The sequence below is a fragment of the Pseudomonas sp. R84 genome (genome assembly GCF_009834515.1).
Lineage (GTDB): Bacteria > Pseudomonadota > Gammaproteobacteria > Pseudomonadales > Pseudomonadaceae > Aquipseudomonas.
In genome coordinates, this window is sequence record NZ_CP019426.1 from 4,835,791 (window position 1) to 4,856,566 (window position 20,776).

Here is a 20,776-nt window from a genome sequence, read left to right on the forward strand (position 1 = left end):
GTTGATTGTCCGTAAGACCGCGCTTTACAGCAATGACCGTAACTGCCAGGAATGATGACAGTCTGGTCAGCGTGATGGTGTGTCAGGGAGATCGCGTCCCCCTCACCCCAGCCCTCTCCCCCAAGGGGGCGAGGGGGAAGGGAGCAGATTTGCATGAGTTTCAAAACCTGAGTTCGGCTCGATAACTCAGGTCGGCGCAACTCGAACATCCAGCCCGGTCAGTCCCCTCTCCCTCGGAGAGAGGGTTAGGGTGAGGGCGGCTGCTCACCCAGCGGCACGACCGCCATGGTCAACCGCGACACACAACTGGCCTTGCCTTCATCGCTGGTCAAACGGATATCCCACACATGGGTGGTGCGGCCGATGTGAATCGGCTTGGCCACTGCCGTCACCCGGCCACTGCGCAAGCCGCGCAAATGATTGGCGTTGATCTCAAGCCCAACGCAATAAAACTTGCTGGCATCGATGCACAGATAACTGGCCATCGAACCGACGCTTTCCGCCAGCACCACCGAGGCGCCGCCGTGCAGCAAACCATAGGGCTGATGGGTGCGATGGTCGATGACCATGCTCGCCGTCAGCGAGTCTTCGCCGAACGCTTCGAAGCGGATGTCCAGCACTTCGCCGATGGTGTTCTTCTGGATTGCATTCAACTGCTCGATGTCGGGAGTGGTACGCCACAGGCTCATCGCAGACTTCCTTTGTTGTTTTAGTGGTCGCTCAATCCTGCCACAGCACCGCCTCGCTATGCTCGCTCCATTCTTCAAAACGCGCGCCATAGGTGTCTTCGATGACGTTGCGCTTGATCTTCAACGTCGGCGTGAGAAAGCCGTTTTCCACCGCCCAACTGTCCTTGACCACCACCAGTCGACGCAAGCGTTCGTGCTTGTCGAGCACGGCGTTGACCTCCTCCAGGAGTTTTTCCAGGCTCGAATGCAGACTCGCCCGGCCCTCCTCCTGATTGACGCTCGACAGCACGCACAACCCCAGCGGTGCGCTCAAGCCGTCACCGACCACGCAGACCTGCTCGATGCGTGAATGCACCGCCAGGCGATTTTCGATCGGTGCCGGGGCAACGTATTTGCCCTTGCTGGTCTTGAAGATCTCCTTGAGTCGACCGGTCAGGCGCAGGCGCCCTTCGGCATCCTGTTCGCCCTTGTCGCCGGTGCGCAGAAAGCCGTCCTCAGTCAGGGTCTCGGCGGTCTTCTGCGGCTCCTTGAAATAGCCGAGCATGTTTGCCTGACTGCGCACCTGCACTTCGCCCAACTCATCGATACGCACCTCCACATCCGGGCACGGCTTGCCGATCCAGCCCTGCTTGTATTGCCCCGGCAGGCAGATGTGCGAATAACCGCAGCCCTCGGTCATGCCGTAGACCTCCAGCACATCGAGGCCGAGTCTCTGATACCAGGCGAGCAATGTCTGCGGCACCGGCGCGGCGCCGGACAGCGCGACACGCAAGGCATCCAGACCCAGCCCCGCCAGCACTTTGTGCCCGACACGTTTGCCAATGAACGGCAGACCGAGGAGAAAATCCAGACGCTGCGCCGGGATCTTGCTGTACACGCCCATCTGGAATTTGGTCCAGATGCGCGGCACGCCGAACATTGCGGTTGGCCGTGCACGCTGCAGATCGGTAATGAACGTGTCGAGGCTCTCGGCGAAGAACACTGTCTGCCCGGTGTAGATCGACGCCAGTTCCACGAACATCCGCTCGGCGACGTGGCACAGCGGCAAGTACGACAGCAGCCGGTCGTTCTCGTTAAGCCCGAACAGTTGGGTGCCGCGCGTGGTAGCGAAACCGAGATTGGCAAAACTGTGCATCACGCCTTTGGGCAGGCCAGTGGTGCCGGAGGTGTAGATGATCGTTGCCAGTTGCTCGGCCGCTGGACGCGGGTCGTCCTGAATCGGTGAGCTGCGCTGCAAGTCCGCCCAGCTGAAATCGAAATCCCCAGACGGGTGCAGCGGCAGGCTGATGGTCGGCAGATCCGCCGGCACGCCTTTGGACATGCCCGGCCAATCGTCGAGTTTGCCAATGAAGGCCAGGACGCTTTCCGAGTGATTGAGCACTTGCGCGACGGAGTCGGCGGTGAGGTTGGGATACAACGGAACGGAGACGTGCCCGGCCATCCAGATCGCCAGGTCGGCGATGATCCAGTGCGCGCAGTTTTTCGAGATCAGGGCGATGTGACTGCCTTGTGGCAACTCACGGGCCCGCAACCAGTGCGCGGTGCAGCGAGCCTGATGGCCAACGTCGGCCCAGCTCAGCGTCTCGATCTGACCGCCGCCGCTGGGCTGCACGAGGAAGCGCTGACGTGGGTGCCGGGCTTCACGTTCGTAAAACACGTCCAGCGGCAAACGGAAGGCGGCAGACATGCGACTCGCTCCTGTTTTTTGGGTCTGGAGCAAGCGTAGTCAACCAAGCAAGTGCTTGGTTGGAAAATTCACACAAATAATTTCATGGTGTACGCGGTACCTGTAGGAGTGAGCCTGCTCGCGATAGCGGTGTATCAGTCAGCATTGATGTCGACTGAAATGGCCTCATCGCGAGCAGGCTCACTCCTACAGGGGTCGGTGTTTACAACTTCAGGGATGTTTGAGGCTGTTGAGGGTCATCGAGCCGATCAACAACTCTGGGCTTTCCAGTTCAGCCAACCCGGCGGTGCTGACCTTCTCCGGCGGATAACCGGCGCCATGCTGCAGATAGCTGAGCAGATTGCCCACCAGCGGGTTGTGGCTGACCAGCAGCACATTACTCACCGACACCAGTTGATCGGTGACCTTGTCCGGATCAACCTCCGGCGTCAACCACTCGACCGTGCGGATCTCCGGTTCGAACCCCAGTGCCTCACGGACAATCTGCGCGGTCTGCTGCGCGCGCAGATAAGGGCTGGCGTAAATCGCCGTCAGCGGCTGGCCGATCAAATGCGCGGCGCTGCTCAAGGCCTCTTTGCGACCGTGCTCGGTCAGTTCCCGTTCGGAGTCGGGGCACGAGCCATAAGGCACGGCTTCACCGTGACGCAATACCCAGAGTTTCATAGCTTGGGTTCCTCATCTCGAACCGGATGCGGTGCCGGCGCGACGGCGTGTGGCGCCTCACCTTCCGGGGTACGCGGCGTTGGCCAGTCGGCGAACGGCCACGGTTTCTGGTCGCTGTGGAAACTGCCGAAGCGGCCGATCTGCGCCAGGAACTGGCTCAGGCTGTCGCCGAAGTTCATCAGGCTGCCGCTCGGCGCGCCATAGATCAAACGATAGATCAGTTGCACCAGCACCACCGCGCCGAGGATGAACTGCGCCACTTGCCAGACCAGCACGTAGACGATCATCCACAACACGCGCAGGAGGATGGATTCGTACTTGGCTTCGGTTTTCGGATCGTTCATGGCTTGCTCCCCTGTCCGTAGATAAAAGCAGGATTCAGTTGAAACCGCTGGTGGAAATAAAATCGACGTCGGTTTTCGGTTCGGCTCGCATCAGTAGACCGATCACCTGCTCCAGCGTGCGTCCCTCGAACAGGATCGCGTGCAGCCCGGCGACCAGCGGCATATACACGCCGACTTCCTGCGACTTGGCCTTAAGCACTTTCAGCGTGTTGACGCCTTCGGCAACTTCGCCAAGACGCGACACCGCTTCGTCGAGGCTCAGGCCCTGACCCAGTGCGAAACCGACTTGATAGTTGCGACTCTTCGGCGACGAACAGGTCACGATCAGATCGCCGACACCAGCCAGACCGAGGAAGGTCATGGGATTAGCGCCCTGATTCACCGCAAAGCGGGTCATCTCGGCGAGGGCGCGAGTGATCAGCATGCTCTTGGTGTTCTCGCCCATCTCCAGCGCCGCCGCCATCCCAGCGATGATCGCGTAGACGTTCTTCAACGCACCGCCCAGTTCGACACCAAAACGATCGGCGCTGGCGTAAACGCGGAAAGTGCGACCGTGCAGCGCGGCTTGCACGGCTTTGCACAGTTCTTCGTCTTCGCTGGCGACCACAGTGGCCGTCAGTGCGTGCTCGGCAATTTCCCGCGCCAGGTTCGGCCCGGACAACACGCCGATGCGCGCATTCGGAGCGATCTCTTCGAGAATCTGGCTCATCAGCTTGAAAGTCTGTGCTTCGATGCCCTTGGTCAGGCTGACCAGCATCTTGCCGCTCAGGCGCTCGGCGTGGGCGGCGAGCACCGTGCGCAATGCGCTGGACGGCAGTGCGACGAAGCACAAATCACAGGCGTCGAGGGTTTCCTGCAGGTCGGTGACGGCGGTCACCCCCGGCAGAATCTTGATGCCTTTGAGATAGCGCGGATTTTCGCGATTGACCCGGATGGCCTCGGCCTGCTCGGGGTCACGCATCCACTGCCGGACTTGATGGCCGTTCTCGGCCAAAAGATTGGCCACGGCGGTACCAAAACTTCCGCCTCCCAGGACCGCAATCGGGCGCTGTTCAGTCATATGCAATCCGTTAATCCATACCAGTGGCGATGGCGGCATTATACGGGGCGGCCCGGTCGCGGCCAGCCCCAGCAACAATTACCGACACTTGTAGGAAGAAGACCAATAAAACCTAGGAAAATGCTACTAACGTGAATGGAAAAGTCACGGTGCTCGGTTAACATGCGCGCCAAATCTTTGCGATCAAGGCTGCGTCGTGTTTTTCGCTCCTCCCCCTCCCCGTTCGTCCCTTTTGCTGGCGCTGTTGTTCAGCCCGCTTGTGCTGGCGGACGACCTGTTCACGGACAACGAAGCACTGCCGCAAGTGCTGACGGCCACGCGCCTGAAGCAAACCCCGGCGGAAGTGCCAGGGAGCATGACCGTACTCGACAGCGAATTGATCAACGCCAGCGGTGCCCGCGACATCAGCGAACTGCTGCGCCTGGTGCCAGGGATGATGGTCGGCAACATCAGCGGCAATCAGGCGGCGGTCAATTATCACGGCACCAACGCCAGCGAAGCGCGGCGCATGCAGGTGCTGATCGACGGCCGTTCGGTGTATCGCGCCGGTTTGTCGACGGTGGACTGGAGCGATATTCCGGTGGCCATGGAAGACATCGAACGCATCGAGGTTTTTCGCGGGCCGAACACCGTCAGCTACGGCGCCAACGCGCTGATGGCGGTGGTCAACATCATCACTCGGAACCCGGCGGACAGCCACGGCACGCGGTTGAAGTACACCCGTGGCCAGCGCGGCATCAATGACTTTTATGCCAGCCAGGGCATCGGCTGGAATGGCGGTGATTTGCGCCTGTCGTTGTCCGGCCAGGAAGACGATGGTTTCGACAGCGATCGCAGCGGCGCCGATTACCGCGACAGCCGCCGTTTGAATCGCTTCAGTCTTGCGGTCAGCCAAACCCTCAGCGATAACCAGAGTCTCGACTGGCAGGTCAACGCGAAGGACGGGACAAACCAGCGGCCGTACACCTACCGCCCGGTGTTCTCCGGGATTACCGCCGCCGGGAACAATTCCGACGTGGTCGCCAAGGACTATGCCGGCTCGGTGCGCTGGAACCTCGACATCAACCCCGAACACAGCCTTTATATACAAGGCTCGGCGCAACACTGGGATCGTCAGCAGACCTGGCGCGCCTGCGATGCCGAGGTGTCGTTCAGCCCCGAGTTGACGCAACTGTGGCAACTCAACCCGAATTACACCGAACGCCTGGCGCGCAACATCACCCGTTTCACCGGCCCCGGCGCTGAGCCCGGTACCCCGCAGGAAATGGCCCTGGCCAATCAGGTGCTTGATCAATGGCGCAACGGCGCCAGCCGAACCCTGTGCGGCGACATCGACCAGAGTGCCCGGGAATCGCGCTACGACCTCGAATTGCAGGACACTCTCAGCCTGTCCGATAGCCTGCGCCTGGTCAGCGGCATGAACTATCGTTACGACCGCGCCGACTCCGAGACCTACTTCAACGGCACACTGGACGACACCACCTGGCGCGCCTTCGGCCAACTGGAATGGCGCGCCACCGAACACTGGCTGCTACAGGGCGGTGCGATGTTCGAAAACACGCGACTGATCGGCAGTTCGCTGACCCCGCGTTTCGCCGTCAATTACCTGATCAACCCGCGCCACGGCCTGCGTGCGGTGTATTCGGAGGCGATCCGTTCGCCGGACATGTTCGAGAACAATGTGAACTGGAGCTATCAGGTCAGCAACCTGCGCCCCTCGGCCTACGGCCAGTCTTCGGCGCGCTACTTCGTCAAGACGCGGGGGCCAGGCGATCTCGATCAGGAACACATGCGCTCACGCGAGCTGGGCTACAACGGCTATTTCGCCGAATTGGGTCTGGCTTTGGATGTGAAGCTGTTCTATGACGAGATCACCGGGATGATCAGCGAGCCGCTGCGTAACAACCAGTACATCGCCAGCAACGCCAACAGCTCACGGTTTCGCGGCACGGAAACCCAGCTCGACTGGCGCGTGAGCCTGGCCGACCGCTTGCGTTTCACCTATGCCTTCGTCGATGCCGAGGCGAGTAATCCGCTCGATCAGCAGTTCACTTCACGCAACAGCGGTTCGGCCGGCTGGCTGCGCGACTGGGGCCATGGCTGGAACAGCGCCCTCTTCTATTACGGCGACAACGCACTCAACGGCTACCGTTTCGAACGGGTCGACACGCGCATCGCCAAACGCATCCCGCTGGGCAAAGCGCAGCTGCAATTGGCCGGCGTGCTGCAGCAACGCCTCGACCATGAGCCGAGCACTTTCGTCGACAACAATTACGACGAACGCCGGGTGATGTATTTCAGCGCCGAGCTGGAGTTCTAGTATGCGCTGCCGGCAGTCACGGAAGATGCCAACCCTGGGCCACTGGCTGGCCGGGGTCTGTCTGTTTGTGACCGCGTGGCTGCACGGGGTGGCGGTGCAGGCCGCCGATATTCTGTTGACCGGAGCCGAGGAAAGTCCTGGCGTGCAAGCGTTCGTGCAGGCACTCAGCGAATTGCGCCCGACCGACAACGTACGTTTCCAGCCACTGGCCAGTCTACCGGCACCGGGCAAACTGCCCGCCAGTCTGCGCCTGATTCTGCTCGACCTACCCAGCCTCGACTGGCGTCTGCAAGAAACCCAGGGCCCGGCAACGCTGGTACTGCGCATCAGTCGTCTGCAGGCTCGCCAGCGTCTTGGCGATACGCAACCGGCGCACCTGAGTCTGCTCTGGAGTGACCCGCCGCTGAGCCGCCAGTTGCAGTTGATCCGGCGCATTCTGCCCCAGGCCCGAAGGATCGGCGTGCTGTTCGATGAGCACAGCGAATTCCTCCTCAAGGAGCTGAATCTCGCCGCCGCGCCGCTGAATCTGCAAATCGTCAGCGAGCGCTGGGACAACACCCACGACAGCCGCCCTTTGCAAACGGTGCTGAAAAACAGCGACGTACTGCTGGGGCTCGACGATCCCGATCTGTACAACCCGAAAACCGCGAAGAACCTGCTGCTCAGCAGCTACTCACGGCAAGTCGCACTGGTCGGCCCCAACGTTGCGTTTGTCCGCGCCGGTAGCCTGGCCAGCACGTACAGCGATCAGAACGACTGGCTGGCGATGCTTGATCAATTGCTCGACCACCCCTCGGCCAGTTGGCCGCGGACGCTCTACCCCGCACGTTTTAAAGTCTCAAGTAATGCGCAGGTCGCTCGTTCACTCGGTATCGAACCGCTGAATGACGCATCTGTTGCCAGCGCACTGGCTGAAGGAGAACACCGCCCATGAGTTTCCGTCGCCGTTGGGACATCAATACCCGCACCCAGCTGATCAGCCTGGGTCCGGCGCTGTTGCTGACCCTTCTGTTGATCAGCTTCTTCACCTTCGTGCGCATTCAGGATTTGCGCCAGGAGCTGAACCACACCGGCCAATTGATCGCCAACCAACTCGCGCCTGCCACCGAATACGGAGTGATTTCCGGCAACAACGAAGTGCTGGAAAGTCTGCTCAAAGCCACGCTGGCCACGCCCAATGTGCGTTTTCTTGAAGTGCAGGACAGCGCCAACCGGATTCTGGTGTACGTCGAGCAACCCGCCGCAGCGCACAGCCGACCGCATCAGGTCGAAGTGTTCCAGGCACCGGTGCGCTTGCAGCGCATCGCCCTGCACAACGATTTCTTCCAGGACGGCAAGGTCAACAATGGCGGGGCCAGCGAAGATTATCTGGGTCGGGTGATCGTCGGCCTGTCCAACGATGCCTTCAGCCAGCGCCAGCAGGAAATCCTGTTCAAGGCCGCAATCCTCGCATTGTTTGCACTGCTGTTTACCTTCGTCCTGGCGCGGCGTCTGGCCGGCAGTCTTTCTCAGCCGATCCGCGACATCGGCGATGCAGTCAAGGCGATTCAGGAAGGCGACTACAAAACGCCACTGCCCATTGTCGATGACACGGAACTGGGCGCCCTGTCACAACACATCAATAACCTCGCCGAGGCGCTGGAGCAGGCCAGCCGCGAGCAGCATCAAGCCATGGCGCAACTGATCCAGACCCGCGAAGAAGCGGAAAAGGCCAACAACGCCAAGTCCGACTTTCTGGCGATGATGAGCCATGAGCTGCGCACGCCCATGAACGGCGTGCTGGGCATGCTGCAATTGCTGGAAACCACCGAGATGACCGAGGAGCAGGTCGAGTACGCCGCCCTCGCCTCGGAGTCCACCGAACACCTGCTGAAAGTGATCAACGATATTCTCGACTTCTCGCGCATCGAACGTTCCGAGCTGGAACTGGAACACATCCCGTTCAACCTTGCCGAACTGATCGGCGCCTGCGCGCAGTCGTTCCAGCACAGCGCGGTGCAACGCGGCCTGGCTTTGAATTTGCGCATCCCGGACGACATGCGCGGTTTGCAGGTGCAGGGCGATCCGACGCGGATCCGGCAGATTCTGGTCAACCTCGTCGGCAACGCACTGAAATTCACCGAGCAAGGTCGCGTCAGCATCGAGGCGCAGTGGCAGTCGCTGGATCACGAACTGCTGTGGTTCACCTGCTCGGTGCGCGACAGCGGCATCGGTATTTCGTCCGAGAGCCTGGAGCTGATGTTCAACGCGTTCCAGCAGGCCGACAGTTCGATTTCTCGGCGCTACGGCGGCACTGGCCTCGGTCTGCCGATCGCCCGTACGCTGGCCGAACGCATGGGCGGCACCTTGCGCGCACAGAGCGAGGAAGGTCGCGGCTCGGTATTCACTCTGGAAATTCCGCTGGCACTCTATAAGCAGGCGCTGCCGCCACTGGCCGCGCCGCGTGCACTGAACGGCAAGGGCCAGGGCGAAGGGCGCAATGTCTTGCTGGTCGAAGACAATCCGGTGAACCAGACAGTTATTGAAGCGATGCTGCGCAGCTTGGGCTTTACTGTCAGTGTTGCCGCCGATGGAGCACAAGCGGTGCGCAGTGCCGAGGGCAGCGACTTTGAGGTGATTCTGATGGATTGCCGTTTGCCGATCATCGATGGCTACGAGGCTACCCGGCAGATCCGGCGGCTGCCCGGACGAAGTGAAGTGCCGATCATCGCGCTGACCGCCAACGCGTTGCAGGGCGACCGTGAAACCTGTCTGTCGGCGGGCATGAACGATTATCTGGCGAAGCCGTTCAAACGTAATGATCTGCAGCAGATTCTGCAGCGCTGGGTGTCGTAGTGTGGGCCTTTCGACCATCTGCGACTGGCGTGAAAAGCGAAAGTGCGGCAGTCTTAGGCACCCGAACGAGCCTCAAAAGGGGCTTGATTAAAAATTTCAGTGCACAAGTGTACATTCATGTCCTTGGTGCTGTGACTTTCACCACAACGCAATAGTCTATGAGTAGGCTGCCGGTTCGAGGCATGAACGCTTCGAACGGTCGGGAAGATTTGCCCCACCTGCCGCATGGGATTATTGAGGAGCTCGCATGACCAAACAAAACGCCTTTACTCGGGAAGATCTGCTGCGCTGCAGTCGCGGTGAGCTGTTCGGCCCAGGTAACGCGCAACTGCCCGCCCCGAACATGCTGATGGTTGATCGCATCACTTTGATCAGCGAAGAAGGCGGCAAGTACGGCAAAGGTGAATTGGTCGCCGAGCTGGATATCAACCCTGATCTGTGGTTCTTCGCGTGCCACTTCGAAGGCGATCCGGTAATGCCGGGCTGCCTCGGTCTGGACGCCATGTGGCAACTGGTCGGTTTCTTCCTGGGCTGGCAAGGCCTGCCGGGCCGTGGCCGTGCGCTGGGTTCGGGCGAAGTGAAGTTCTTCGGTCAGGTCCTGCCGACCGCCAAGAAAGTCACCTACAACATTCATATCAAACGCGTCCTCAAGGGCAAGCTGAACCTGGCCATTGCCGATGGTTCGGTGACTGTCGACGGTCGCGAAATCTACACCGCCGAAGGCCTTCGCGTCGGCGTGTTCACCTCCACTGACAACTTCTAAGGGTTATTCGCATGCGCCGCGTCGTTATCACTGGTCTGGGCATTGTTTCGTGCCTGGGCAATGACAAAGAGACCGTCTCCGCTAACCTGCGTGCAAGCCGCCCTGGCATCCGGTTCAACCCGGAATATGCCGAAATGGGTCTGCGTAGCCAGGTTTCCGGCTCCATCGACCTCAACCTTGAAGAGCTGATCGATCGCAAGATCTATCGCTTCGTCGGCCACGCAGCGGCTTACGCCTACCTGGCCATGAAAGACGCCATTGCTGACTCCGGCCTGACCGAAGAGCAAGTGTCCAATCCGCGTACCGGCCTGGTGGCTGGCTCGGGCGGTGCTTCCACGCTGAACCAGATGGAAGCGCTGGACATCCTGCGCGAGAAAGGCGTTAAACGCGTTGGCCCATACCGTGTAACGCGGACCATGAGCAGTACCGTTTCCGCTTGCCTGGCCACGCCATTCAAGATCAAGGGCCTGAACTACTCCATCGCTTCTGCCTGCGCCACCAGTGCTCACTGCATCGGTACCGCCATGGAACAGATCCAGATGGGCAAGCAGGACATCGTCTTCGCCGGTGGTGGTGAAGAAGAGCACTGGAGCCAGTCGTTCCTGTTCGACGCGATGGGCGCTCTGTCCAGCAAGCGTAACGACACCCCGGAACAGGCTTCCCGTGCCTACGACAAGGACCGTGACGGTTTCGTCATCGCTGGCGGTGGCGGCATGGTCGTGGTTGAAGAGCTGGAACACGCTCTGGCCCGTGGCGCGAAAATCTACGCCGAAATCGTTGGCTACGGCGCAACCTCCGACGGCTACGACATGGTTGCCCCAAGTGGCGAAGGCGCGATCCGCTGCATGCAGATGGCGATGTCCACCGTTGATACGCCAATCGACTACCTGAACACCCACGGTACTTCGACTCCGGTCGGCGACGTCGCGGAAATGAAAGGTGTGCGTGAAGTGTTCGGCGACAAGGCACCTGCAATCAGCTCGACCAAGAGCCTGTCCGGTCACTCCCTGGGCGCTGCCGGCGTTCACGAAGCGATCTACTGCATGCTGATGATGGAAGGCAACTTCATTGCCGGCTCCGCCAACATCGACGAGCTGGACCCGGAAGTGGCCGATCTGCCGGTGCTGACCAAGACCCGCGAAAACGCCACCATCAACACCGTGATGAGCAACAGCTTCGGCTTCGGCGGCACCAACGCCACGCTGGTACTGAAGCGCTGGGAAGGCAAGTAATTTCCCCCGCTTGAGCCCACACATAAAAACGCCCCGACTGGTTCGGGGCGTTTTTTTTCGCCTGCGCAAAACTCATGGCCGACACGAACTCCCTGTGTAGGAGCTGCTGCAGGCTGCGATCTTTTGATCTTGTCTTTAAAAATCACAGTCAAAAGATCGCAGCCTTCGGCAGCTCCTACAGGGGGCTACGGTGTTCTGGAGATGAAACTTCTGTCATGAAACTTACCGCCCTGCGACCGAATGTCGCGGATTACGCGGGCTGCAGCACTGTTGCAAAAAACGCAACAACACCTTGCACAAATCAGCCGTTTACTTAGCAGGCTAACAAATTCTATAACAGAGTCCTGCACACGCCTTGCTGCAGATAACTTGAGATTTGGAGCTAGCAGATGACTGTAAAAGTAACTGAACGCGACGATTCACACATGTCCCACGAAGGCGTAGCCGCCGGTATCCGCATCTGGGATGTGCATCAACAAGACTTGCTGGTCGGCATGTTCCACAACGAGATCGATGCCCACAACTACAAGGCTGAACTCGAAGTGCAAGAGCAACAACGCGAAGCCCGTTCCTCCTGATTCAACCACAGCATTGAAAACGACAAACCCCGCCATGAGCGGGGTTTGTCGTTGTTACAGCTTTATCGATTTACCACATCAGATCATCAGGGATCTGATACGCCGCGTACGGATCGTCCTCAGTGCTGACCTCTTCGGTCTGCACGTTGAGCTGGACGATGCGCTGCGGGTCGCGCTCCTGGATCTTCAGGGCCGCTTCACGCGGGATCACTTCGTAGCCGCCGGCATGGTGGACGATCGCCAGCGAACCGCTGCTGAGCTTGTTGCGCATCAGCGTGTTGACCGAGATGCGCTTGACCTTCTTGTCGTCGACGAAGTTGTAGTAGTCCTCGGTGGTCAGCTTCGGCAGACGAGAGACTTCGATCAACTGCTTGACCTGCGCCGCGCGCGCTTTGGCCTCGGCTTTCTCTTTCTGCTGACGGTTCAGCTCCTGGTCGCGCTTGACCTTCTCGGCCATGGCTTCCTGAGCTGCACGTTGCTGCGAGTCATCCAGCTCGATCTGGCCTTTGTGCGCCAGACGCTGCTGCTTTTGCTTGTCCTTGCTGACCTGCTTGGCCTGCTTTTGGTTGACCAGGCCTGCTTTGAGCAACTGGTCGCGAAGGGAAATACTCATGGGACTTACTCACTTGGGCAGTTGCTCAGCCGCAGCTGGGCGCATTCTTTTCCTGACGTTTGGCTTCACCCCACAGGGCGTCCAACTCTTCGAGGGTGCAATCTTCTATGGGACGGTGGGTGTCGCGCAATGCCTGTTCGATAAATCGGAAACGTCTTTCGAACTTGCCGTTGGCGCCACGCAGCGCAGTTTCCGGGTCGACCTTCAGATGCCGGGCCAGATTGACCACGGAAAACAGCAGGTCACCGATCTCGTCCGCCACGGCATCGGGGTCATTTTCCGACATGGCTTCGAGCACTTCATCGAGCTCTTCGCGCACTTTGTCGAGCACTGGCAAGGCGTCCGGCCAGTCGAAACCGACCTGACCTGCGCGCTTCTGCAACTTGGCCGAACGCGACAGGGCCGGCAGCGTCGCCGGCACGTCATCGAGCAGCGACAGTTGCTCGGGCGCTGTAGATTTCTCCGCACGTTCTTCGGCTTTGATCTCTTCCCAGCGTTGCTTGACCTGTTTTTCGCTCAAGCGCGGCACATCCAGCGGTGCGTACAGATCACCCGTTGGAAAAACGTGGGGATGGCGGCGGATCAGCTTGCGGGTGATGCTGTCGATAACGCCGGCGAATTCAAAGCGCCCTTCTTCCTTGGCCAGTTGGCTGTAATACACCACCTGGAACAGCAGATCGCCGAGCTCGCCCTGCAAATGATCGAAGTCGCCACGTTCGATGGCGTCGGCCACTTCGTAGGCTTCTTCGAGGGTGTGCGGAACGATGGTTGCGTAGGTTTGCTTGATGTCCCACGGGCAACCGTATTGCGGATCGCGCAGACGGCTCATCAGATGGAGCAAGTCTTCAAGGCTGTACATCATATTTCTGTCTCACCACAAAACCCTGTAGGAGTGAGCCTGCTCGCGATCGCGGTGTATCAGTCACCATTGATGCTGACTGACACTCCCTCATCGCGAGCAGGCTCACTCCTACATTGGTCATCTTCACGGGGTGCGGTTACGCCGCGTTTCGATGATGTTCGGCAACTGCGAAATCCGCCCGAGCAACCGGCCCAACGCATCCAGCCCCGGGATCTCGATGGTCAGGGACATCAGCGCGGTGTTGTCTTCCTTGTTCGAGCGGGTGTTGACCGCGAGCACGTTGATACGCTCGTTGAGCAGCACCTGCGACACGTCACGCAGCAGCCCGGAGCGGTCGTAGGCACGAATGACAATGTCCACCGGGTAGGTGAGCACCGGCACCGGGCCCCAGCTGACCTGAATGATCCGCTCCGGCTCGCGTCCGCCCAGCTGCAGCACCGAGGCGCAGTCCTGACGGTGAATACTCACGCCACGGCCCTGAGTGATGTAGCCGACAATCGCATCGCCCGGCAACGGCTGGCAGCAGCCGGCCATCTGCGTCATCAGGTTGCCGACGCCCTGGATCTGAATATCGCCGCGCTTGCCCGGTTTGTAGCCGGTGGCTTTGCGCGGAATCAGCTCCAGTTGCTCGTTGCCACGTTCCGGCTCGACCAGTTGCTGCGCGAGGTTGACCAGTTGCGCCAGACGCAGGTCGCCGGCACCGAGGGCGGCGAACATGTCTTCGGCGGTTTTCATGTTGGCCTTGTCGGCCAGCTTGTCGAAATCCACCGCGGGCAGGCCGAGGCGCGTCAGTTCGCGCTCGATCAGGGTTTTACCGGCGGCAACGTTCTGGTCGCGCGCCTGCAATTTGAACCAGTGGACGATCTTCGCCCGCGCTCGCGAGGTGGTGACGTAACCGAGGTTGGAGTTCAGCCAGTCGCGGCTCGGTGTACCGTGCTTGCTGGTAATGATCTCGACCTGCTCACCGGTCTGCAGGCTGTAGTTGAGCGGCACGATGCGCCCGTTGATCTTCGCGCCACGGCAGTTGTGACCGATTTCGGTGTGCACGCGGTAAGCGAAGTCCAGCGGCGTCGCGCCTTTCGGCAAGTCGATGGCGTGACCGTCGGGAGTGAAGATGTAGACCCGATCCGGCTCGATATCGACGCGCAGCTGTTCCGCCAGACCACCGATGTCGCCCAGTTCTTCATGCCACTCGAGGACCTGACGCAGCCAGGAAATTTTCTCTTCGTAGTGGTTCGAACCGGATTTGACGTCAGTGCCCTTGTAGCGCCAGTGCGCGCAGACGCCGAGTTCGGCTTCTTCGTGCATCGAGTGCGTACGGATCTGCACCTCAAGCACTTTACCCTCAGGGCCGATCACCGCTGTGTGCAACGAGCGGTAGCCGTTCTCTTTCGGGTTGGCGATGTAGTCGTCGAATTCTTTCGGGATGTGCCGCCACAAGGTATGAACGATGCCGAGCGCGGTGTAGCAGTCGCGCATTTCCGGCACCAGCACACGCACCGCACGTACGTCGTAGATCTGGCTGAATTCCAGACCCTTGCGCTGCATTTTGCGCCAGATCGAATAGATGTGTTTGGCCCGGCCGCTGATGTCGGCATCGACGCCGGTGGCCTGCAATTCGTCCTTGAGCTGGGTCATCACGTCAGCGATGAAACGCTCGCGATCAAGCCGTCGCTCGTGGAGCAACTTGGCGATCTGTTTGTATTGATCCGGCTCGAGATAACGGAAGGACAAATCCTCCAGTTCCCATTTGATATGACCGATGCCGAGGCGGTGCGCGAGCGGCGCATAGATGTCGAAGACTTCCCGGGCGACTCGATTACGCTTCTCGTCGTCGGCGGTTTTCACCGCACGGATGGCGCAGGTACGTTCGGCGAGCTTGATCAGCGCGACGCGCACATCGTCGACCATCGCCACGAGCATCTTGCGCAGGTTCTCCACCTGCCCTTGCGTGCCCATGACCATCGATTGACGCGGACTGAGACTGGCGCTGATAGCAGCCATGCGCTGCACGCCGTCGATCAGTTTGGCCACCACCGGGCCGAAGCGCTGACCGACGGCCGCGAGTTCGATCTGGCCCTCGCGTACACCGCGATACAGGACCGCTGCGACCAGCGAATCCTGATCGAGCTTGAGGTCGGCGAGAATCTCGGCGATTTCCAAACCAGTACTGAAACTGCCAGAGCCTTCGGCCCACAGATTCTTCTTGGCATTGGACTGTTGTTCAGCCTCGCGAGCGAACTCGCAGGCTTCTTTCAAGGCTTCGCGATCCAGTGCCAGATCGACACTGACCGCGTGATCGAGCCAAGCCTCGAGATTGATACTGCCGTCAGTGTTGATCGGCTGGTGTGCTCTCACCTGTACCATGTTGCTTTACCTTCCCTACGACGCAGATTCAATGCGTCAAATCGCTGACCTACAGTGTCCATTCGCGCTCGCGGGGCTAAAGCGAGCGCTGCGCGGACAGGTCAGGCGGATTCAGACGAGCCATCCTGGCTCGCTTCAAATAACGCCATGGCCTCGACATGTGCCGTCTGAGGAAACATATCGAGAATCCCGGCACGTTTTAACCGGTAGCCCTGCTTGATCAATTCGACCGTGTCGCGCGCCAGAGTTGCAGGGTTGCACGACACATACACCAACCGTCTGGCACCCAGGGTCGCCAGCTTGCGAACCACCTCGAAAGCACCGTCACGCGGTGGGTCCAAGAGTACCGCAGAAAAGCCGTTTCCGATCCACTGGGCATCGGTCAAAGGCTGGGATAAATCGGCTTGAAAAAACTTTGTGTTATGCAAATTGTTACCAGCGGCGTTGGCTTCAGCGCGATCGACCATGGTCTGCACGCCTTCAACTGCCACCACTTCGCGCACGGCTTTGGCCAGCGGCAAAGCAAAGTTACCCAGGCCGCAGAACAGATCGAGCACGCGCTCGTCGCTGCCAGGTTTCAACCAGTCCAGCGCCTGCGCCACCATTGCTTCGTTGACGCCGGCATTGACCTGGATAAAGTCGCCCGGCCGGTACGCCAGATCCAGATTCCACTGTTCCAGGCGATAGCCCAGCGACTGAGTCGCATCCACCGGTTGTGGCTCACCTTCGCCATGCAGCCACAACTGCGCTTGATGGAACTGGCAGAAGTCCTTGAGGATGGTCAGATCCGCTTCGGACAACGGCGCCATATGCCGCAGCAATACCGCCAGTGACGAGCCGCTGAACAACTCGACATGCCCCAACGCCTGCGGCTTGCTCAGCCGACGGAGCATCTCCGGCAAACGGGTCATGATCGGTTGCAAGGGCTGTACCAGCACCGGGCATTCGTTGATGGCGACGATGTCCTGACTGCCGGCGGCACGGAAACCCACTTCGAGTTTCTTCGCCTTCATGTCCCAGCGCACTGCAATCCGGGCGCGACGGCGATAGCCGAATTCCGGGCCGGTCAGCGGTGCTGCCCACTCTTCAGGTTCGACACCGGCCACACGCGACAATTGCTCGGCGAGCATGCGCTGTTTCAGGGCAAGCTGTTCGTCGTGGGGCAAATGCTGGACGCTGCAACCGCCGCAACGGCCGGCGTGCTGACACGGTGCCGGGCGGCGCAGTTCGCTGGCCTTGAACACGCGCTCGGTACGCGCCTCGACCACTTTGCCGTGGGCGCCGAGCACCCGCGCTTCGACCTCTTCACCGGCAAGGGCGCCGAGGACGAACCAGGTTTTGCCTTCGAAAAACGCGATACCGCGCCCGTCATTGGCCAGGCGCTCGATGCTCAAGCGCTGCTTTTTGCCGGTCGGGATTTGCACGGCCTTGCTGCCGCCAGTGGGCTGGAAGCGCAGGCCTCTCTCGTGCTTGGCCATCAGTTGGGCGCGTCGAAAATGCCGGTCGACAGGTAACGGTCGCCACGGTCGCAGATGATCGCAACGATCACCGCGTTTTCAACTTCTTTGGACAGGCGCAGCATCGCTGCCACCGCACCACCCGAGGACACGCCGCAGAAAATGCCTTCTTCACGGGCCAGACGCCGGGTGACGTCTTCGGCCTCGCTTTGCGCCATGTCGACGATGCGATCAACACGATCAGCCTGATAAATCTTCGGCAGGTATTCCTGCGGCCAGCGGCGGATACCCGGAATGGCCGAGCCTTCCATCGGTTGCAGACCAACGATCTGCACGCTGTCGCTCTGCTCTTTCAAGTAGCGCGACACGCCCATGATGGTGCCGGTGGTGCCCATCGAACTGACGAAATGGGTGATGGTGCCCTGGGTCTGACGCCAGATTTCCGGACCGGTGGTGGTGTAGTGCGCCTCAGGATTGTCGCCATTGGCGAACTGATCGAGCACCTTGCCACGGCCTTCGGCTTCCATCCGCTGGGCGAGGTCGCGCGCGCCTTCCATGCCTTCTTCCTGGCTGACCAGAATCAGCTCGGCACCGTACGCGGTCATTGCCGCTTTGCGCTCGGCGCTGGAGTTGTCCGGCATGATCAGGATCATTTTATAACCCTTGATCGCGGCGGCCATGGCCAGCGCGATCCCGGTGTTGCCCGAGGTCGCTTCGATCAGCGTATCGCCGGCGTGGATCTGCCCGCGCAACTCGGCGCGAGTGATCATCGACAACGCCGGACGGTCCTTGACCGAACCCGCCGGGTTGTTCCCTTCGAGCTTGAGCAATAGGGTGTTGCTGGTAGCACCGGGCAGGCGCTGCAAACGCACCAGCGGAGTGTTGCCGACGCAATCGGCGATGGTTGGGTACTGCAGGGTCATGGCGTATTCGCAATCCAGACGTGCGGGGGCGCCTATCATACCGGCAAACCCGCGCAGGCCATATCACGCAAAGTGCGGTGCTTATGGTTTATGGGAATAAGGAACAATAGTCTCACCACTGGTGAGACTATTGTGTTGAGCCATTTTCATTGGTGGTGATGCGCAGAGACTCTTCGCGAGCAGGCTCGCTCCCACAGGGAGTAGTGTCATTCGCAGAATAGTGTCAGCAGTGATGACACTATTAACTGTTGATCACACAATCTGCGGCGAACCGAGTTCCAATGTGGGAGCAAGCCTGCTCGCGAAAGCGTCAGACGGCGCAACACAATCATCCGCCAGCAACCGTAAATTCAGCCGCAATCCCGCCCCGCCATTCTCCGACCAAATACTTCCGCCCTGACGCTGCACGGCATTGCGCGCAATGCTCAGCCCCAAACCAAAACCACCGTCCCCGGGCCGCGAGCCATCCAGCCGGGTGAACGGCGAGAAGATCCGTTCCAGATCAGCTTCCGCTACGCCGCCACCCTGATCTTCCAGCCACAGGTGCCAGAAATCGCCATCGCGCCGTCCGTCAAGACGCACAATCCCACCCGCAGGCGAATGCCGAATGGCGTTGCGCAAAATGTTCTCCAGCGCCTGCGCCAGCGTATTCAGGTTGCCACGCACCCAACACGACGCCTCGACCGAACACTGCAATTGCAGACTCGGCCAGCCGCTTTCATAACAGGCGTTATCCGTGAGCATTTCCCACAGGGCCTGAATCTGGATCGCTTCCTCGGGCAGCGGCGTGCGGTCGGTATCGAGCCAGGCCAGTTGCAAGGTGTCTCCGACCAGTCTTTGCATACCGTCAACTTCACGACCGATGCGCTCGCGCAGTTGCACCAGACCCTGTTCGCTTTCACTGGCGACACGCAAGCGGCTCAGCGGCGTGCGCAATTCGTGGGACAGATCACGCAGCAGTTGCTGTTGCAGAGCCACGGTCGATTGCAGGCGCTCGGACATCGAGTCGAACGCTCGCGCCAGCTCTCCAAGTTCATCCGGACGCTGGGTGATGCCGCTCGACAACCGCACATTCAACTGGTCGGCGCGCCAGGCGTTGGCCTGTTCGCGCAAGTTGTTCAGCGGCACTACCAGAAGACGATAGAGACCGACGCACAGCAGCAAAGTAAACAACCCCGGGATCACGCCGTTGGTGATGACGCGCCAGAACAACCGATATTTACCCGGCAGAAATCGCTCGGGCAATTCGATCACCAGGCTGCCGGCGGACGGCTCTTTAGGGAAAGGTATGCGCAGCCACGGCCGGTTCTGTTTGTGGATCGGCCAGTCGAGACCGCGCAGGAAAGTCAGATGCTGGATCTCCTGTTCATTCAGCGGATCAGTGCTCAGCGACTGCAAGTTGCCGCCGATGACGCCGACCCAACTGGCTTCGCGCAACTCCATGCTCTGCAACCAGTCATCGACACCGCTGCGTCCGCCGTGCTGCCACGCCTGTTCCGCTTGCGCGGCGTAACGAGTCAGAGTGCCGCGTGCCTCGTCGGAGAGGAACTGATTGCGCTCCTCCATATAACGTCCCCACGACCAGCTCAGCCAAATCATCAGCAGACAAAACGCCACCAGCAGAAACGCCAGTTTCCAGAACAGTGAATGCCGCCCCGGCAGTTCAGAGCGTTTCATCTGCTGCACTCAAGACATAACCCTTGCCCCAAACAGTGCGCACTTCACGTTCGGTGTAACCGATGGCTTTCAGTTTGCGGCGGATCTGGCTGATGTGCATGTCGAGACTGCGGTCGTGGGCCGCGTAGCCGCGCTGCAGAACGTGCTGATAAAGGAAGGCTTTGCTCAGCACTTCCTCGTCATTGCGATTGAGGGTTTCCAGCAAACGGTATTCGCTGCGGGTCAGCCCGGCGGGTTGCTCGCGGAAAAACACATCGCACTGTTCGTCATCGAACCTCAGCGTACCGGCGGCTACGGGCATCGCAGGCTCGGCCGGGCGCCGATCCAGCGCAACCCGACGCAGGATCGCTTCGATGCGCACATGCAACTCGGCCATGCTGAAGGGTTTGGGCAAATAGTCATCGGCGCCCAGACGGAAACCGCTGATGCGATCCGCCTCGGCACCGAGGGCCGACATCAACAGCACTGGCGTCGAATGACTCTGGCGCAACTGCGTCAGCACATTCAAACCATCCATGCCCGGCAACAGAATATCCATCAGCACCACGTCGAACGGCTGGCGTTTGGCGATGCTCAGGCCTTCCTGGCCGTTCTGGCACCAGGTCACCTGAAAGCCGCTGCGGCCCAGATGTTCGTGAACATAGGCGCCGAGCACCGGATCGTCTTCGATGGAAAGAATGCGTGGCTGGCCGGAAACAGGAGTCAT

Annotated in this window: 18 protein-coding genes; 6 read left to right on the forward strand and 12 right to left on the reverse strand. The window is 60.1% G+C overall.

Translation table 11 applies throughout. The annotated features are described in order from the left end of the window. Positions 1-245: 245 nt before the first annotated feature. From PspR84_RS21385 to PspR84_RS21405, 5 genes are all read right to left on the reverse strand, one after another. Positions 246-689: a hotdog fold thioesterase gene (locus PspR84_RS21385; protein WP_160059047.1), complete on the reverse strand. Its 444-nt coding sequence runs from the start codon at positions 687-689 to the stop codon at positions 246-248. Between the two features lie 31 nt (positions 690-720). After that, complete coding sequence (locus PspR84_RS21390) at positions 721-2,376, reverse strand: AMP-binding protein (protein WP_160059048.1); 1,656 nt, start codon at positions 2,374-2,376, stop codon at positions 721-723. Between the two features lie 210 nt (positions 2,377-2,586). Further along, positions 2,587-3,039 carry a phosphohistidine phosphatase SixA gene (gene sixA / locus PspR84_RS21395; protein ID WP_160059049.1) on the reverse strand — a complete coding sequence of 151 codons (453 nt, stop codon included), beginning with the start codon at positions 3,037-3,039 and terminating at the stop codon, positions 2,587-2,589. Continuing rightward, a complete protein-coding gene (locus PspR84_RS21400; RefSeq protein WP_160059050.1) occupies positions 3,036-3,383 on the reverse strand; it encodes a DUF4389 domain-containing protein in 348 nt (115 codons plus the stop codon). The genes sixA and PspR84_RS21400 overlap by 4 nt, the downstream gene beginning before the upstream one ends. A 34-nt stretch (positions 3,384-3,417) precedes the next feature. Then, a complete protein-coding gene (locus PspR84_RS21405; RefSeq protein WP_160059051.1) occupies positions 3,418-4,443 on the reverse strand; it encodes an NAD(P)H-dependent glycerol-3-phosphate dehydrogenase in 1,026 nt (341 codons plus the stop codon). A gap of 196 nt (positions 4,444-4,639) precedes the next feature. Between PspR84_RS21405 and PspR84_RS21410 the strand changes: the two genes are divergently transcribed. The 6 genes from PspR84_RS21410 to PspR84_RS21435 all read left to right on the forward strand — a co-directional run bounded on the left by PspR84_RS21410 (position 4,640) and on the right by PspR84_RS21435 (position 12,171). Then, complete coding sequence (locus PspR84_RS21410) at positions 4,640-6,763, forward strand: TonB-dependent receptor (RefSeq protein ID WP_160059052.1); 2,124 nt, start codon at positions 4,640-4,642, stop codon at positions 6,761-6,763. Position 6,764: 1 nt separating this feature from the next. Further along, positions 6,765-7,697: an ABC transporter substrate-binding protein gene (locus PspR84_RS21415; RefSeq protein ID WP_160059053.1), complete on the forward strand. Its 933-nt coding sequence runs from the start codon at positions 6,765-6,767 to the stop codon at positions 7,695-7,697. Further along, positions 7,694-9,598, forward strand: a complete 1,905-nt coding sequence (locus tag PspR84_RS21420; RefSeq protein ID WP_160059054.1) for an ATP-binding protein — start codon at positions 7,694-7,696, stop codon at positions 9,596-9,598. The genes PspR84_RS21415 and PspR84_RS21420 overlap by 4 nt, the downstream gene beginning before the upstream one ends. 247 nt (positions 9,599-9,845) lie before the next feature. Further along, positions 9,846-10,361 (forward strand): 3-hydroxyacyl-[acyl-carrier-protein] dehydratase FabA, encoded by a 516-nt coding sequence (fabA, locus tag PspR84_RS21425; RefSeq protein WP_003227150.1) that lies wholly within the window; start codon positions 9,846-9,848, stop codon positions 10,359-10,361. Between the two features lie 11 nt (positions 10,362-10,372). Next, positions 10,373-11,593: a beta-ketoacyl-ACP synthase I gene (fabB, locus tag PspR84_RS21430; RefSeq protein ID WP_008087472.1), complete on the forward strand. Its 1,221-nt coding sequence runs from the start codon at positions 10,373-10,375 to the stop codon at positions 11,591-11,593. Between the two features lie 389 nt (positions 11,594-11,982). Next, complete coding sequence (locus PspR84_RS21435) at positions 11,983-12,171, forward strand: hypothetical protein (RefSeq protein ID WP_034155814.1); 189 nt, start codon at positions 11,983-11,985, stop codon at positions 12,169-12,171. Positions 12,172-12,241: 70 nt separating this feature from the next. On the opposite strand, the gene PspR84_RS21440 is transcribed toward PspR84_RS21435, so the two are convergent. The 7 genes from PspR84_RS21440 to PspR84_RS21470 form a co-directional block, all read right to left on the reverse strand. After that, positions 12,242-12,784 carry a DUF2058 domain-containing protein gene (locus PspR84_RS21440; RefSeq protein WP_016987455.1) on the reverse strand — a complete coding sequence of 181 codons (543 nt, stop codon included), beginning with the start codon at positions 12,782-12,784 and terminating at the stop codon, positions 12,242-12,244. A 25-nt stretch (positions 12,785-12,809) separates the two neighbouring features. Next, complete coding sequence (gene mazG, locus PspR84_RS21445) at positions 12,810-13,643, reverse strand: nucleoside triphosphate pyrophosphohydrolase (protein WP_160060125.1); 834 nt, start codon at positions 13,641-13,643, stop codon at positions 12,810-12,812. Between the two features lie 126 nt (positions 13,644-13,769). Next, a complete protein-coding gene (gene relA / locus PspR84_RS21450; protein ID WP_007917476.1) occupies positions 13,770-16,013 on the reverse strand; it encodes a GTP diphosphokinase in 2,244 nt (747 codons plus the stop codon). A 101-nt stretch (positions 16,014-16,114) separates the two neighbouring features. Next, positions 16,115-17,491 (reverse strand): 23S rRNA (uracil(1939)-C(5))-methyltransferase RlmD, encoded by a 1,377-nt coding sequence (rlmD, locus tag PspR84_RS21455; protein WP_160059055.1) that lies wholly within the window; start codon positions 17,489-17,491, stop codon positions 16,115-16,117. Then, positions 17,491-18,393, reverse strand: a complete 903-nt coding sequence (gene cysM, locus PspR84_RS21460) for a cysteine synthase CysM (RefSeq protein WP_026000780.1) — start codon at positions 18,391-18,393, stop codon at positions 17,491-17,493. The genes rlmD and cysM overlap by 1 nt, the downstream gene beginning before the upstream one ends. A 252-nt stretch (positions 18,394-18,645) precedes the next feature. Then, positions 18,646-20,070 (reverse strand): sensor histidine kinase, encoded by a 1,425-nt coding sequence (locus PspR84_RS21465; protein ID WP_160059056.1) that lies wholly within the window; start codon positions 20,068-20,070, stop codon positions 18,646-18,648. After that, a complete protein-coding gene (locus PspR84_RS21470) occupies positions 20,057-20,776 on the reverse strand; it encodes a response regulator transcription factor (RefSeq protein ID WP_160059057.1) in 720 nt (239 codons plus the stop codon). Before PspR84_RS21470 ends, PspR84_RS21465 begins: the two co-directional genes overlap by 14 nt.